At 68.9% G+C, this 16,239-nt stretch carries 10 protein-coding genes; 6 read left to right on the top strand and 4 right to left on the bottom strand.

The genetic code is table 11. The features are described from left to right. Positions 1–118: 118 nt before the first annotated feature. From HHX33_RS22335 to HHX33_RS37315, 3 genes are all read right to left on the bottom strand, one after another. Positions 119–3,001, bottom strand: a complete 2,883-nt coding sequence (locus tag HHX33_RS22335) for a lectin (protein ID WP_182876314.1) — start codon at positions 2,999–3,001, stop codon at positions 119–121. 113 nt (positions 3,002–3,114) lie between these two features. Beyond that, positions 3,115–4,539 carry an RICIN domain-containing protein gene (locus HHX33_RS36330; protein WP_310741478.1) on the bottom strand — a complete coding sequence of 475 codons (1,425 nt, stop codon included), beginning with the start codon at positions 4,537–4,539 and terminating at the stop codon, positions 3,115–3,117. A 124-nt stretch (positions 4,540–4,663) separates the two neighbouring features. After that, a complete protein-coding gene (locus HHX33_RS37315; RefSeq protein ID WP_182876313.1) occupies positions 4,664–7,093 on the bottom strand; it encodes an RICIN domain-containing protein in 2,430 nt (809 codons plus the stop codon). A gap of 383 nt (positions 7,094–7,476) precedes the next feature. Here HHX33_RS37315 and HHX33_RS22320 point away from each other — a divergent pair, with 383 nt between their 5' ends. The 4 genes from HHX33_RS22320 (at position 7,477) to HHX33_RS22305 (ending at position 12,606) form a co-directional block, all read left to right on the top strand. Next, positions 7,477–8,214 (top strand): FadR/GntR family transcriptional regulator, encoded by a 738-nt coding sequence (locus HHX33_RS22320; RefSeq protein WP_208758869.1) that lies wholly within the window; start codon positions 7,477–7,479, stop codon positions 8,212–8,214. Between the two features lie 282 nt (positions 8,215–8,496). Then, positions 8,497–10,056 (top strand): arabinofuranosidase catalytic domain-containing protein, encoded by a 1,560-nt coding sequence (locus tag HHX33_RS22315; protein WP_182876312.1) that lies wholly within the window; start codon positions 8,497–8,499, stop codon positions 10,054–10,056. Positions 10,057–10,402: 346 nt separating this feature from the next. Then, entirely contained in the window at positions 10,403–11,779 is a 1,377-nt protein-coding gene (locus HHX33_RS22310) for a lectin (RefSeq protein WP_259402737.1), read from the top strand. Between the two features lie 413 nt (positions 11,780–12,192). Further along, on the top strand, positions 12,193–12,606 hold the full coding sequence (locus HHX33_RS22305; RefSeq protein WP_182876311.1) for a hypothetical protein: 414 nt from the start codon (positions 12,193–12,195) through the stop codon (positions 12,604–12,606). A gap of 44 nt (positions 12,607–12,650) precedes the next feature. Here HHX33_RS22305 and HHX33_RS22300 read toward each other — a convergent pair whose 3' ends face one another. Beyond that, entirely contained in the window at positions 12,651–13,751 is a 1,101-nt protein-coding gene (locus HHX33_RS22300; protein ID WP_182876310.1) for a hypothetical protein, read from the bottom strand. Positions 13,752–14,143: 392 nt separating this feature from the next. On the opposite strand from HHX33_RS22300, the gene HHX33_RS22295 reads away from it, so the two are divergent. Continuing rightward, positions 14,144–14,524, top strand: a complete 381-nt coding sequence (locus HHX33_RS22295; protein ID WP_182876309.1) for an effector-associated constant component EACC1 — start codon at positions 14,144–14,146, stop codon at positions 14,522–14,524. A gap of 4 nt (positions 14,525–14,528) precedes the next feature. Continuing rightward, positions 14,529–16,127, top strand: a complete 1,599-nt coding sequence (locus tag HHX33_RS22290; RefSeq protein WP_182876308.1) for a caspase family protein — start codon at positions 14,529–14,531, stop codon at positions 16,125–16,127. Positions 16,128–16,239: the final 112 nt, after the last annotated feature.

Raw genomic sequence — 16,239 nt, 5'->3', positions numbered from 1 at the left:
ATGTCCTTTCGTCGCGGCGCCCGGCGCGGTCCCCGTCCCTCCTCGTCGAGGGCGGGGCCGTGCCGGGCGTCGCATCAGGTGGTGGATCGGTTGATGGGGAGTGGCCTGCGAGACGGCGTCAGACGCGGGTCCACTTCTGGTTGCTGGCGCCGGTGCACGACCAGATCTGCACCTTCGTGCCGTTGGCGGTGCCGCTGCTCGCCACGTCCAGGCACTTGTTCGCGCCGACCGCGGTGATCGTGCCGTCGGAGTTGAAGCGCCACTTCTGGTTGTTCTGGCCGTTGCAGTCCCAGATGATGACCGCGGTGCCGTCCGCCGTGCCGCCGCCGTTCACGTCCAGGCACTTGTTGCCGTAGACGCGCAGCTCGGACGCGCTGGTGGAGGTCCACTTCTGGTTGTTCTGGCCGTTGCAGTCCCAGATCAGCACCGTCGCGCCGTTGCTCTGCGAGGCGCCGTTGACGTCCAGACACCGGCCCGACGGCACGCCCTTGATCGAGGTCGTCCCACCCGCGGGCGGAGTCGGCGAGGCCGACGGAGACGCGGACGGGGACGGGGACGGCGAGGGAGAGCTGGAGGTGCCGGTGTCGAGGGTGAAGGCGTCCAGGTCGAACAGGTACCCCTGCCCGGTCGCCCCGCGGAACACCAGATACAGCGTGGTGGTCCCGGCCGGCGCGCCGCTGAGGTTCGCCGACACGTCGGCGAAGGTCTCCCAGCCGCCGGTGGGCGACACGTTCACCGTGCCCAGCAGCGTGCCGGTCGCGGAGCCCGCCCGCACCTCCAGCCGGCCGCCGACGCCACCGGACGACACCCGCGCGGTGATGCGCGTGGCGTTGGAGACGTTGTAGGGGGTGAAGGAGATCCAGTCGCCGTCGTCGGTGAAGCCGACGGTCTTGCCGCCCTCGGCGGTGGTGTGGTCGGCCGTCTGCACGCCCTGCTGGGCGCCGAAGTGCTCGGCCTGGCGGTGCCGCGGCTGCAGCGTGCGGACGACGGTGGTGGTCAGGCCGCCCTTGTCGGTGTAGGTCGCCTGCAGCACCCCGTAGATGTTGGCCGCCGAGTCGTGCTCACCGTCGACCGGCACCGCGATCGACCCGGAACACCCGGACTTGGAGGTGATCTGGTGGGCGTGGCTGTCGTGCCCCAGGAAGTAGGTGACCGTCACCGCCGAGCAGTCGATCGTCCCGTCCTCGGGGTCGGACACGGAGACCTGGAAGGGCACGGTGTCGCCGAAGGAGAACAACTGCCCCTCCACCGGCGAGGTGAACGCGACCGACGGCGCGGTGTTGCCCACGTTCACGGTCACGCTCGCCGTGCCGGTCAGCCCCTGCGGGTCACGGACGGTCAGCGTCGCGGTGTAGGTGCCGTTGGTGTTGTAGGTCTTGCTCGGGTTGGCCGCCGTGGAGGTGGTCCCGTCCCCGAACGCCCAGGAGTAGCTCAGCGCGCCGCCCTCGGGGTCGGAGCTGCCCGAGGAGGAGAAGTTGACCGTCAGCGGCGCCGCGCCGGAGGTCTTGTCCGCCGAGGCCTTGGCGATCGGGTTGCGGTTGGCCTTGCCGATGTACTCGACCCGGTACAGCGCCTGGTTGTTGCTGCCGGTGCCGTAGTCCAGGACGTACAGCGCGCCGTCCGGGCCGAAGGCCATGTCCATCACCTGCGTCCCCGACCAGGGGAACGCGCTGATCTCGCCGTACCCGCCGTCGGAGCGGACCTCGATGGCCTTGATCCACTTGCGGCCGTACTCACCGGCGAAGAACCGTCCGTCCAGCGCCTGGGGGAACTTCACCGAGGAGTTCAGGTTCGGGTCGTAGCGGTAGACCGGACCGCCCATCGGCGATTCGGACCCGCCGCCGAACTCCGGCGGCGAACCTGCGTCCCCTCCGTACCGGATCCAGGCCGGCTTGGCCGCCGGGAGCGTGGTGAGCCCGGTGTTGCGGAAGGAGTTGTTGGTCGGACCGCCCGAGCAGTTGTACTTGGGGCCGGTGCTGTTGGTGGCGAAGTTCCACTCGTTGTAGGTCTCGTTCGTGCTGTTGGACCCGGTGCAGTACGGCCACCCGAGGTTCGCCGCGCTGGTGATGCGGTTGAACTCCACCTGCCCCTGCGGCCCGCGGTTGGAGTTGGTCGACCCCGCGTCCGGTCCGTAGTCGCCCAGGTAGACCACCCCGGTGGCCTTGTCCACGCTCATCCGGAACGGGTTGCGCAACCCCATCGCGTAGATCTCCGGGCGCGTCTTGGCCGTGCCCGGCGGGAACAGGTTCCCGCTCGGGATCGTGTACGTCCCGTCCGGCTGCGGCTTGATCCGCAGCAGCTTGCCCCGCAGGTCGTTGGTGTTGGCCGCGGTGCGCTGCACGTCGTACTGCGGGTTGCGGTCCGTGCGCTCGTCCAGCGGCGAGTATCCGGCCGACTCGAACGGGTTGCTGTCGTCGCCCGTGGTCAGGTAGAGGTTCCCGGCCGCGTCGAAGTCGATGTCACCACCCACGTGGCAGCACATGCCCCGGTCGTTGGCCACCTCCAGCACGACCTTCTCACTGCTCAGGTCCAGCGTGTCGTCGGACTTGAGCGTGAAGCGGGAGAGGTTCAGGTGCCCCTTCCACTGGTCGAACTGCGACTGTGAGCCGCTGGAGGGGGCGTCGCCGGACGGGGTGCTCAGCCGCGGCGAGTAGTACAGCCAGACGTAGCGGTTGGTCGCGAAGTTCGGGTCGACCGCGACCCCCTGCAACCCCTCCTCGTCGTGGGTGTAGACGTTCAGCTTGGCGGCCACCTTCGTGGTGCCGTTGACGTCGGTGATGCGCAGCGTGCCGTCACGGGCGGTGTGCAGCACCGACCGGTTCGGCAGCACCGCCAGCGACATCGCCTCACCCAGTTCCCCGCCACCGGTCGCCAGTGCGACCTGCTGGTAGTCGGAGGCCGGGATCGTCAGCGCGTTCGCCGCCGGGACATTGAGCGCCATCGGCAGAGGAGCCAGCAGCGCCAGCGTGGCCAGCATCACCGGCCACGGACGTCGGGACATAAGGGGGGTTCCTTCCTGACATGAGAGATGCAGTCGGGCAAAGGCGCGCGCCGCCGCGCTGTTGCCGGTGGACGGGGTTTCGGGAGGGGTGCCGCCTCCGGTTCGGTTCGTGGTCAGACGCGGGTCCACTTCTGGTTGGTGCCGCCGGTGCACGACCAGATCTGGACCCTGGTGCCGTTGGCGGTGCCGTTCCCGGACACGTCCAGGCACTTGTTCGCGCCGACGGCGGTGATGCTGCCGTCGGAGTTGAGCCGCCACTTCTGGTTGCTCTGGCCGTTGCAGTCCCAGATGATCACCGCGCTGCCGTCGGCGGTGCCGCCGCCGTTGACGTCCAGGCACTTGTTGCCGTAAACCCGCAACTCGCCCGCGCTGGTGGAGGTCCACTTCTGGTTGTTCTGGCCGTTGCAGTCCCAGATCAGCACCGTCGCGCCGTTGGCCTGGGAGGCGCCGTTGACGTCCAGGCACCGGCCCGACGCCACACCCCTGAGCGCGCTCGTGCCCCCCGCGGGCGGAGTGCCCGTCGGAGTCGAGGTGGGCGTCGAGGTGGGTGTGGAGGTCGGGGTCGAGGTCGGGCTGGCCGTCGGACCGCCGCCGGGCGGGTCGAGCGGACAGCTGGCCATGTACTTCGAGATGCCGTTCGCGTTGGTCAGCGACGGGCACAGGAACGGCGCGTAACGGGTGTCCCTGTCGACGAACAGCTTCAGCCAGACCATCATGGTGCGCGCGAAGGCGCCCGAGTTGCCGCCGCCGCCCCCGGCGGGGAAGCCGTGCCCCTCGTTCGCGATCTCGACGTACGCGCGCTCCACGCTGCCGGGGATCGTGTTGTACGCGCTCTGCGCGTACTGCGGGGTCACCGTTCCGTCGGTCTGGCCGGCGAAGATGATCGTGGGGCTCTTGATGCCCGACAGGCTTCCGTCGGGCACGTACGGCGCCTGCCCTACCGCGGTCAGCAGCGAGGGCCGCTGGTTGGCCGCGAGGATGGCCCCGCCGCCGCCCATGGAGTGGCCGCCCACCGCCAGCCGGCCCCGGTCGACCCGGTCCCGTACGGAGCTGCTGTTGACCAGGTAGTCCAGCGCGGCGAGCAACTGGGCGGCCCGGGCGTCGGCGTAGTCGTTGAGGGTGTTGGTCTCGATCCCGATCACGACGAACCCGAACGAGGCGAGCCTCGGGCCCTGCCAGGCGTAGTAGCTCCAGGCGGTGCCGAAGCCGGGGGCGATCGCGATGGCGCCGAAGGTGCCCTGGCTGGTGTCGGTCGGGTAGTAGATGACCCCGCCGCCGAATCCGTTGCCCCTGGGCACGGTCACCTGGGCGGTGGCGAAGGGACCGCGGTCCGCGGCGATGCTCGCCGCGGTGGGCGCGGGCCCGCGCTGGTAGGGGTTGTCGGCGGCGGACGCGGTGGACGGCCACCCCGCCGCGCCGGCCATCACCAGGAGGACGGCCACGATCCCGGCGAGGACGGCTGCGAAGCGCCTCGGTCCGGCGTCGTACGCGGAAAGGGCCCGGCGGGAGGCCGGCTCCGGGGTTTGCGGTGGGGACACTACTGCTCCTGCGGGATGGGAGTCGGCGGCGGCCGCCGTGCCGTGCTCCGCCGGGGTGAGGGGTCACCCCGGCGGAGCCTCGAAGGTCACATGCGTCGGAAGCTGTCCGGAAGCGTCGCGGGCGTCAGACCCGGGTCCACTTCTGGTTGTTGGCGCCGGTGCACGACCAGATCTGCACCTTCGTGCCGTTGGCGGTGCCGTTGCCGGACACGTCCAGGCACTTGTTCGCCCCGACCGCGGTGATGCTGCCGTCGGAGTTCAGGCGCCACTTCTGGTTGTTCTGGCCGTTGCAGTCCCAGATCAGCACCGCGGTGCCGTCCGCCGTGCCCGCGCCGTTCACGTCCAGGCACTTGTTGCCGTAGACGCGCAGCTCGGACGCGCTGGTGGTCGTCCACTTCTGGTTGTTCTGACCGTTGCAGTCCCAGATCAGCACCGTCGCGCCATTGCTCTGCGAAGCACCGTTGACGTCCAGGCACCGGCCCGACGCCACACCCCTGAGCGAGCTCGTGCTCCCCGCGGGCGGAGTGGGCGAGGCCGACGGGGAGGCCGACGGCGACGACGTGCCGCTCTGGGGCCCGGCGGCCGCCATCACGGCCTGCGCACCGGACGGCCAGTTGCCGCCGGAGACGACGACGTTGTTGTTGACGACGTTGCCGCGGTCGCCGTTCGTGATGTTGGTGCTGTTGTTGGTCGACCAGTTGCCGGTGACGGTGAAGTTCCCCATGTTCTCACCGCCCCAGTAGTTGGCGGTGGCCCAGGTGCCGGTGTTCGACAGGACGTTGTTCCTGACGGTGTAGTACTTCGAGCCCTCGTCGAAGTAGACGCCGAAATAGCCGTTGGTCCGCAGGCAGTAGTTGTCGCTGATCACAGCGCCGGGGTTCCAGGACAGCGTGTAGATGCACCCGCCGTCGGTCATCTGCTGCATGACGTCGTGCACGTAGTTGCCGACGAGCTTGTTGCCGGACGCGGTGGTGGCCGTGGTGTACCGCGGCTGGTAGTTGTACAGCCCGCGGTTGGTGTAGCTGTTGTTGCCGCCGGGCTCGTTGGCGCCCCAGCCGTAGCCGATCGACATGCCGGTGTACGGCAGGTTGTAGACCTCGTTGTGCGACACGTCCGAGGTGGTGACGTAGGTGGTCAGGACCGAGACGATGCCCCGGTAGTCCAGGCCGAGGTCGTGGATCCGGTTGTTGCTGACCGTGATGTTCCGGTTGACCATCCGCTGGTCGCTCGGGTGGTGCGCGTCGGCGCGCACCCCGCCGGCCACGACGCCGCCGGCCGAGTTGCGGGCGATCTCGGACCTGGTGACCGTGATGTCGCTCGCGCCCAGGCCCACACCGCTGGCGTGCGCGTTGGCGTCGTTGCCGATGCCGATGGCCGTCTGGCCCAGGTTGACGAACTGCGAGTCGGTGAACGTGATGTTGTTCGCGGCGGAGACCTGGACCGCGGCGGGCATCTGGTACCAGTTCGGCCGCGCGGACTCGAACGCCTGGCAGCCCTCCTGGCAGGAGGTCAGCCGGTCGCTGGGCCAGTTGTAGTTGCCCGCGATGTAGGAGCCGGTCTGCTGGTCCGCGAAGCCCTGGTTGCTGCTGGGCCCGAGCCAGGTCGTACCCGTGAACGTGATGCCGCTGAACGTGATGTGGTGCGCGGGCGAGTCGTAGGTGCCGCCGACGTCGACCAGCGACTGCAGCACCGGCAGCTCGACGCTGACGTTGTTGATGTTCTGCCCGGACGCCGGGATGTAGTACAGGACGCCGGTCCCGGGGTTGATGTACCACTCACCCGGAGAGTCCAGGAACTCGTACGCGTTCTCCAGGTAGAGCGCGCCCGCCCGGTGCGGCTTGCTGAAGGTGTCGTACCCGAAGGTGTTGTTGTTCCAGCCGGGCTGCTGCATCGTGATGAAGTTGCCGCTGATGCTCTGCACCGTCACGTACCGGTCGGTGAAAGAGCCGACGCTCTCCATCTCGACCCGGTTCTGGTTGGCCAGACTGTTCAGATAGCTCAGCGCGCTGCTGCTGAACCTCATCCCGGTGGTGGTCGCGGTGAAGTCGTTCCGGTTCACCTGGGTGCGGGCGCGCGTGGCGAGGGCGCCGTTGACGTACAGCTGCCGGGTGTCGATCCCCGTGCCGACGTTGGCGCGCCAGATGTTCTTCCCGGCGTCCGCCTGTGACCAGCCCGTGACCGCCCGGGCCCCGCTGATGGCGGGATGGGCGCCCGCCGCCGCCTGCCACCTGACCGTGTAGCCGTTGTTCCCGGAGTCGGCCGAGGTCAGCCGGAGCGGGGACGAGAGCCGGTACACCCCGTCGGCCAGCTGAACGACGATGTCGCCGGACATGGAGCCGTTCAACGACCGCACCGCCGTCTGCGCCGCGGGCAGCGAGCACGGCTCGGCCGAGGTGCAGGCGGTGCCGGTGCCCGAAGGGGACGCGTAGAGGGTCGTGGTGGCCGCGAAGGCCGAGGCGGCCGGGGCGACGAGGGCGAACGCCGCGGCCAGCGCCGCGGCGACGACGCCGGTCAGGACCGGCCTCAGCGCCGTGACGGGCGAAGATCGTTGCACGGTGGTTCCTTGGGGGGTAGGGGTGCGGTCAGGTCACGCCCTCCTCCGGCAGGTGACGCCCTCCTGAGGAGGAGACCGTCGTCGGACGCGGAGGTGTACGACGACGGCCGGCTGTGCGGATCCGGACCAATTACGATCGGAGCACCAAGGACCCGTCAAGACCTTAAGCCCACTCATTTCACACAGCGCACATTCAGGTCCCGGGTACAGTGAACCGTTTTCCATCACCCACCTGCGGTAACGCCCTCCACACGCGCGTCCTGCTCCTGGCTGCCGAAAATGAACCGTTCACATGTGTCGTACTGATCGGATCCGTCTCCGGAAGGGCGGGAGGGGCGCCCCGATCGGTCATACTTCTGCAGGGATGGCGAGGAGGAGGCGCGGTGACCGACACCCCGCGTGAGGGCGGATACCGGCCGGGCTACGAGGTGGCCGCGGAGCAGGTGCTGGAGTTGATCGCCCGGCTTGGCCTGCGTCCGGGTGACCGCATGCCGACGGAGAACGACCTGGCCGGGCAGCTGGGCACCAGCCGCACCGTCGTGCGCGAGGCGGTGAAGATCCTGTCGGCGCTCGGCCGGGTGCGCGCCCAGAAGGGCCGGGGCCTGTACGTCGCCGACGACGAGGGAATGCTGGGCGCCGGGCGGCTGGCGTCGTTCTTCCTTCCCACCGACCTCGACCACGTCTACATGCTGTTCGAGTTCCGGCGCGCCCAGGAGATGGAGACCAGCCGGCTGGCCGCCCGCCGCGCCACTCCGGCCGAGCTCAGAGCCGTCGAGGAGGCCGCCGCCGTGTGCCGCCACGGCTTCGACACCGGGCGTCAGGACCTGTTCGACGAGGGCGACGACGCCTTCCACACCGCCATCGCCACGGCCTCGCACAACATGTTCCTCCAGATCGCCGTACGCGAGGCGCGGCGGCTGCAGGCCCAGTCGAGCCTCATCGGGCTGCGCGGCTCGGTCGGCGGGCACGCCGCCAAGGCCGTCGAGGAGCACGACGCCATCTACCAGGCGATTCGCGCCGGTGACGCGGAAGCGGCGGCCCACGCCGCCGCGACGCACATCGACAACACCCTGGACGACTACCGCAGGGAAATCCAGCAGCGCCTCTTCTCGTCCGACTGACCCCGGCAGGCCATTGGCCGCCCGGACCGGCCTTGACAGGCGGTCCGTGTGTCGTGTGTGCTTCGCTGTACACCGCACCATCTCGCAGCGGATCCGGTGCGATGGCGAATCGATTCGCATACGCCGCTTCGCATCCGTCGTGACGCCGACGGCCTGCGGGCGGATCCCGCCCTGTCCGCTGCTCCCCGATCTCTGCTCCCTGCTCACGCGGTCTCCGGTGTGGCCCCGCGGTTCTCCGAGCGCGGGGCCGCACCGGCCCTATCCCCCCAAGGAGTACCCACGATGGAACCCTCATCCGTTCCCTTACCGGACCGCGCGCCGCACGGACGGCGCTCCCGGTCGGCCGTCATCTCGTCTGCCGTGGCGGTGCTGACCACCCTCCTGGCCGCCGCCCTGAGCTGGTCGGCGCCGGCCTCGGCGGCGACCACGCCACTGGTGGGCACGGGATCGGGCCGGTGCCTTGACGTCAACGGCGCCTCGCAGTCGAACGGCGCTACGGTGCTGATCTGGGACTGCAACGGGCAGAACAACCAGCAGTGGACGACCACCAGCGCGAGCGAGCTGCGCGTCTACGGCAACAAGTGCCTGGACGTCAACGGCGCCGGCACCGCCGACGGCACCGCGGTCATCATCTGGGACTGCAACGGGCAGAACAACCAGAAGTGGCGCTTCAACTCCGACGGCAGCATCACCGCGGTCGGCGCCAACAAGTGCCTGGACGTGTCCGGCAACGGCACCGCCAACGGCACCAGGGTCCAGATCTGGTCGTGCACCGGCGCCAACAACCAGAAGTGGACCACCGGGGGGCAGCCCACCACGTCGCCCAGCGCCTCGCCGAGCGCGACCCCCACCACGTCGCCCACACCGCCGCCGCCCGGCGCGCGCCCGTGCGACATCTACGCCTCGGGCGGCACGCCGTGCGTGGCCGCGCACAGCACGACGCGGGCGCTGTACGGCGCTTACAACGGCAACCTGTACCAGGTGCGGCGTTCCTCGGACAACACCACCCGCAACATCGCCGTCCTGACCGCGGGCGGCGTCGCCAACGCGGCGGCCCAGGACTCGTTCTGCTCCGGCACCACGTGCGTCGTCACCGTCGTGTACGACCAGTCCGGGCGGGGCAACGACCTGTGGTACCAGGGATCCAGCGTGGTCCCCGGCTCCCCCCAGAGCAAGCCCGCGGTCGCGACCACCGAGTCGCTCACCGTCGGGGGCAACAAGGCGTACTCGCTGTACATCAACCCCGGCAACAGCTACTGGCGGGACGGCCACCTGACCGGCGTCCCCACCGGCAGCGCGCCCGAGGGCATGTACATGGTGACCAGCGGCACCCACGTCAACAGTGGCTGCTGCTTCGACTACGGCAACAGCGAGACCACCCGTAAGGCCGACGCCGCCGGAGCCATGGACGCCATCAACTTCAGCAAACAGTGCTGGTTCGGCGGCTGCTCCGGAAGCGGCCCGTGGGTCCAGGCCGACCTCGAATGGGGTCTGTTCCCGGGCGGCAGCCAGTCGTGGAACCCCAACCAGCGCGCCTTCACCAGCAAGTTCGTCACCGCCACCCTGAAGAACAACGGCACGTCCCGGTTCGCGATGAAGGGCAGCAACGCCCAGTCCGGCAGCCTCTACACGCTGTACGACGGCTCGCTCCCCGGCGGCTACAGCCCGATGAAGAAGCAGGGCGCGATCATCCTCGGCAGCGGCGGCGACTGCTGCAAGCCCGACGGCGGCGCCAACCTCAGCGCCGGCACCTTCTACGAAGGCGCGATGGTCGCGGGTTACCCCTCCGACGCCACCGAGAACGCGATCCAGGCCGAGATCGTGGCGGCCGGCTACCGCTAGACCCCGTCCCGCCGCGGCCCGGACCCGGGCCGCGGCGGCGGGCCACCCTCGCAGCGACCTGAAAGAGTACGACTTAGTTTCACCAAACGGCCGCCTTTTCGCGGATGACTGCGGAGATGAGTAGCACTCATCGCGATCACGGTGGAATCGCACGAGGGACCAGAATCACCAGCTCAACCGGCTGTGAAGCCGAAACCTACGGCCCGCGACCCGGGAGATCCGGCGCTGCCGGCGGCGAAAAGAGCATTCTTATGCTCTTGACTGATTTGTTGACTGGGACCGTAATGTGCCTGAGGCTCCGGGACACCTCATCCGACACTCGACACAGCACAGAAAGTTGCGTGACTTGAGGTACAAATCCATCTTCACCGCGGTCACCGCGGCGGCGCTTCTCACCCTGGGAACGGCGGGTGTGGCACTCGGCGGCACCGCGTCCACCACCCACAGCGCCGTGGCCGCCGCGGCGACGGCCGGCTGCGGCAAGACTCCGACGCTGAGGAGCGGCACGCAGTCGATCACGACCAGCGGAAAGAACCGCAGCTTCATCCTGAGGATCCCCGACAACTACAACAACACCAACCCGTACCGGTTGGTCTTCGGGTTCCACTGGAACGGCGGCACCGCCAACGACGTCGACTCGGGCGGCACCAGCGGATACGTCTGGTCCTACTACGGGACCAGGGCGCTGTCGAACAACACCACGATCTTCGTCGCGCCCCAGGGCTTCAACAACGGCTGGGCCAACTCGGGCGGCGAGGACGTCACCTTCGTCGACGACATGATCCGGCGGCTCGAGTCGGACCTGTGCATCGACACCACCCAGCGCTTCGCCATGGGCTTCAGCTACGGCGGCGGCATGAGCTACTCGCTCGCCTGCTCCCGGCCCACCGTGTTCCGCGCGGTGGCGGTCTACTCCGGCGGACAGCTCAGCGGGTGCAGCGGCGGCACCGAGCCTGTCGCGTACCTCGGTTTCCACGGCCTCCGCGACCCGGTGCTCAACATCTCCCAGGGCCGGTCGCTGCGGGACAGGTTCGTCAGGAACAACGGCTGCACGGCCCAGAACCCGCCGGAGCCGGCGCAGGGCAGCCTGACGCACATCGTCACCTACTACTCGGGGTGCCGGGCCGGCTATCCGGTCGCGTGGGCGGCGTTCGACGCGGGCCACACGCCCAACCCGGTGGACGGGAAGTCCGGCGACTATGAGCCGGGTGAGAACTCCTGGACCCGATCGGTGACATGGAACTTCTTCACGCAGTTCAGCGGCGGCACGTCGTCGCCCTCGGCGACGCCCACCTCGACGCCCACCTCGACGCCGACGAACACTCCGCCCCCCGGCGGCACGAGCTCCCTCAGGGGCGTGGCGTCGAACCGCTGCCTCGACGTCAACGGCGCCTCGCAGAGCAACGGCGCGACGGTGCTGATCTGGGACTGCAACGGCCAGAACAACCAGAAGTGGACCTCCACCAGCGCCAGTGAGCTGCGCGTCTACGGCAACAAGTGCCTCGACGTGAACGGCGCGGGCACGGCGGACGGCACCGCGGTCATCATCTGGGACTGCAACGGCCAGAACAACCAGAAGTGGCGCTTCAACTCCGACGGCACGATCACCGCGGTCGGCGCCAACAAGTGCCTGGACGTGTCCGGCAGCGGCACCGCCAACGGCACCAAGGTGCAGATCTGGTCGTGCACCGGCGGCAACAACCAGAAGTGGACCCGCGTCTGAGTCCATCACCTGATCGGGTGCCGATGACGTCACCCATCTGAAGAAGGCCGGTCCGCCTCACGACGGACCGGCCTTTTCCACACCTCGGATTCCGGCCGGTGGGCTCTGCAATTTTCAGCGGTTCGCCGCCGACGGAAGGTCTCCGTACGGCGTCCGCCCAGGTGCCGCGGGGCTCCGGCCACCCGGTTGGGAAAGGGCAATTACCTTCTCCCTCGCATATGTACACAGGCGGGATGATCGCCGAGTGTTGGGGAGACGGCGCCCGCGCGGGGATCCGACCACGGCGCCGGGCCACGCAGCCCGTCGCCTCACGCTGGAGACGATCACCCACGCCACGCGGTGACACCCGGTTCCTCCGCGTGCTCCTGCCGGCGGAGCTGTCCGCCCGTTCCCCTCTACGTCAGGAGAGCTCCATGAAGCCAGCAGGCGTGTTGTTCGCCGCCGCCGTCGCGACGCTGCTCGGCGTGGTGCCCGGCGCGCCCGCCGGGGCCGCCACGCCATCCGTCGCATCCGCCAACCTGCTCGGAGGCAGCTGCTCGCCCAGCCTCTACTTCACCCAGGCCGGTGGCGCCGCCGTCTCGGTGAACGCCTCCATCACCTGCTCCTCATCGGTCGACTACCTCCAGGCCGATGTCCAGCTCCGCCGCTCCGGCAGCACCGTGGCGAGCAACGTCTGCGGGACCACCGACCGGTCGGTCTCCTGCGACGCCGGGGTCGCCTGCCAGTCCGGCTCCTACCAGGCCTCCGCCCAGTTCCAGGCGTACAGCACCTCCGGCTACGGGGACTACACCACCTATACGACCGCGGTCTACACCATCACCTGCTGATCCCGGCCGCCGGAGCAGGTCGCCCGGGCTGGATCGGGCCGGGGTCAGTGGACGAACGACACCGCGATGCCGAGTCCGTCGGCCAGCCCGGTGCCGCTGTCGGTGAAGGTACGCCGCGGCGGCGTGTTGCCGCCGGCCAGCCGGTCGAAGGCCAGGATGCTGCCGGGACTGCTGAACGGGGCCGCTTTGGTGAGCACGTAGATGGTGCCGTCGACCTGGCTGCCGGCGATGCCCGTGATCACCTTTCCGGCCAGGCCGGTCGCCGGCCCGGAGATCACGCGTACCGGTGCGGCGTCCCCGCTCGCGTTGCCGGCGTACACGTTGATGCGGGTCTGCTGGCCCTGGCTGACGGCAACGTAGAGCCGGCCGGTGAAGGCGGAGTAGGCGACCGCGAGCTGGTCGCAGGTGCTGGAGCAGCTGCCCAGGCCGGTGTGCGGCCCGGCGATGACCCGCACCGGTGTGGCGCTGCCGGACGGGCCCCCGTTGAAGAACTCCACCGCGTTGCCGTTCGCACGCACCACTCCGGCGATCACGTGTCCGGACGTGTCCGTGGTCAGTACGCCCGGCCACGGGTGGAACGTCTCGTCCAGCGGGATCTGGCGTACCGCGGGCACCGTGTAGAGGTTCGCGGCCGTGCCCCTGGCACCCGGCGCGGCCACCGCGATCACCGCCTCGGCCTGGCCGGTCGTCACGTACGCGTACCCCGCGCTGTCCACGGCCACCGCCCGGGAGTCCGGCCCCGCGACTCGGAAGATCCGGCCTGGCGTCGTGGCGCCCGGTGAGTAGACGAAGGTGGTCGCGTCCGACAGGAAGCTCTGCGCGTACGCGTTCCCGCTGATGTCGAAGGCGATCCCCCACGGCCCCCAGTAGGTGTTCGGGTCGCCCGGGTCGGCCAGTTGCCGTACCGGAGCCACGGCGCCCGTGCTACCGGTCGGATAGGCCGTCACCGGACCGTGGGCGTTCGCCACGTAGACGAACTCCGGACCGCCGGTGGGGTACGGCGACGGACTCGCGGTGGGGTACGGCGACGGACTGGCGAGAAGCCCGGCCGTGGCCCTGGCCGTGGCGAAGCCGCCCGGCCACCCCGTAGTCACTACGATCGCGAGCGCGGCCGCGACTCCGGCCACACCCAACCGCCTCGACACAGCGCTCAGCATGCGCACAACGTCCTACCGCACCGGCCGCGAGGCAACGGCGCGATACATCTGGACACACCCCCCGCCATGAAGTGGTCGTCTCAATTTCCCCACGCTCCGTGATCTGCTGCGGTAGCGGCCGACAATCCCGCCTCTACCTCCCTGCTCACTGACGACTCACGGCAAATGAATATTCATCCGTACCTCGGCTCGAAGGCGGGGGCGACGCCACGGCGCTGCGACCGGCGCATCCGCCTCCAAGCCGAACTGGGAGTTCGTGCCGCCGGTTCTGTCCACATGCTTTGAGGACGCAGCGAACGGCTACCGGAAATGCTTCGCCGGCGCCGTACGCCAGAAATAGAATCGGCCTGTTTCGGTGCGACGTGGATGAGGCGATAACGGTGAAGATCCAGATCGCGATCGACAGCGGATACGGCGACCAAGACGATGTGGGCTCATTATTTCGGTGGCTTCGGCAGGATCCCGATGTGATGCGGGACGTCGAACTGTCGCTGGGAACGGCGGGGTCACATGCACCGGGGCGGATGGGGGAAACGCTTGACGTCATCAACGCCGTGGTCAGCGGGACGCTCGGTCTGGGCAACCTGCTGCTGGCGTACATGGGCTGGCGTGACTCCCGCCGCGTCCGCCGCGGAGATGACGGCGGTCAAAACGGCAGGCCGCCGGTGATCACGGTGATCAACGGAGACATCACCATCGATGTCTCTTCGGCCACGCCCGAGACCGTACAGGCGATCGTGGACGCTCTCGATCGGGAATGACACGGTGCACCAGCCCAACCCGGCCAACTCGCGGGCGCTGCTGATCGGCGTTTCCAGGTACGCCCACCTCGATGACCTCCCCGCAGTGGACAACAACCTCACCGACCTGCGCCGACTCATCACCGACCCCGGACTGTGGGGCCTGCCCGACCAGCACGTGACCACCCTCGCTACCGGCGACCTCGCCGGCCCGGACGCCTGGGGAACGGTACTGCGCGCCATCCGCCGCGCGGCGAGCGAGGCCAGTGACGGGCTGCTGGTGTACTTCGCCGGCCATGGCCTCACCGAACCCACCGAGAGTGATCCCGAACTGTTCCTGGGGCTGCCGCAGGTGGATCCGAACGAGATATACCTCAACACGCTGCGGTACAACGCCATGGCGAAGCGCATGCAGGAATCTCGGGCGCAGCGCAAGGTCGTCATCCTCGACTGCTGCTACAGCGGGCTCGCGCTGCGCGGCCCGATGAGCGCCGTCGCCGCTGCCCCACAGTTCATGATCGAGGGCACCTGTGTGCTCACCGCCACCCCGCCGACACGCCAGGCTCTGGCCCTGCCCGGCCACCGCAACAGTGCCTTCACCGGCGAACTGCTGCGCCGGATGAACGAGGGCGTTCCGGATGGGCCGGAACTGCTCGACATGAGCACCCTGTACCAATGGGTCAAGTACGACCTCGCTCAGCAGGCCAGAGGCCTGCCACCCGCCGAACGGCCACCGACCCCCGGTATCGTCAATCGCGAGCTGGGGAACGCGATCGCCCTGGTCCGCAATCGAACTCCGCGTCGAGGGCCTGGCGCGCCAGCCTTGCCGCCCTCTCTTCCAGAATCTCCGGATGCCACAGATCCGTCAGGTGCTGCGGGCGATTCGTCCTCTGTTCGTGGCGGGCACCGTGATTTCCTGAACGATGTCCTTGATCCGGATCCGTCGCGTACTTCGACGGCGATCACTCGGATGCACACCCCGGCGAAAACCGCCACAGCGCCCTCGACTGACGCGGCGATCACCGGACGGGTGGTTCGTCCCGCGCGATCGCCGTACCGGCCCGTTGCACCACGGCCGTCGATCATGCCATTGCTGTGGAACGTCGTCCGGCTCACGTTCTCCGGGGCCGCCGTCGCGGTCTTGATCATCGCTTGGCCACAGCTCAGCCCGCTGATCGCCAAGATCCCGGACGTGCTCAGGCTCGATCAGCCCGCCCCCGACGACTGGCGGGACGCCAAGACCACCGGTAAGCCGATTCGAACGGTGAAGGGCAACGGGTTCACGTACGAGGTGATCAGGACCATCCGCACGAACAGCAAGTGGGCCAACGAGGTCCGACCGTCGATCACCATCGTCGGCTATGCCACGCGCACCACCAAGAGCAAGTACGACTCGATGCAGTACCGCTTCAGCAACGCGGGAAACGGGGCGGTATTGGAAGACGTGCCCTTTCAGGGCGGCGGCGACGGTGATCCCCCGGTCCACCAGCGGAGCCTTCTGGTCAGCGTCGTCTGGGACACCAAGCCGAGAGCGACGCGCATCAACATCACCATGCACGACCACCTCTGGCCGGGGGATCACGACCTGGTCATCCGCAACGTCCCCGTACCGTCCAAGTCTTGAACGCTGTGGCGGTGCTGGTCCTTAATGCGTTGCCCGACGCGGGAGGTTCTCCGGATCATGTGGGTATGGCACGGCTTGCGCATGGTGTGGTGACCGGGCGCGGGCAACGGGT

The sequence above is a fragment of the Microbispora sp. H10670 genome, from assembly GCF_014161385.1.
GTDB lineage: Bacteria > Actinomycetota > Actinomycetes > Streptosporangiales > Streptosporangiaceae > Microbispora > Microbispora triticiradicis.
This window is presented reverse-complemented; position numbering and strand designations above follow the sequence as displayed.

What these genes read in the sequence shown, in the direction of transcription:
- HHX33_RS22335 (WP_182876314.1), bottom strand. Translation starts at nt 3,001, where the DNA reads ATGTCCCGACGTCCGTGGCCGGTGATGCTGGCCACGCTGGCGCTGCTG.
- HHX33_RS22315 (WP_182876312.1), top strand. Translation starts at nt 8,497, where the DNA reads ATGGAACCCTCATCCGTTCCCTTACCGGACCGCGCGCCGCACGGACGG.
- HHX33_RS22305 (WP_182876311.1), top strand. Translation starts at nt 12,193, where the DNA reads ATGAAGCCAGCAGGCGTGTTGTTCGCCGCCGCCGTCGCGACGCTGCTC.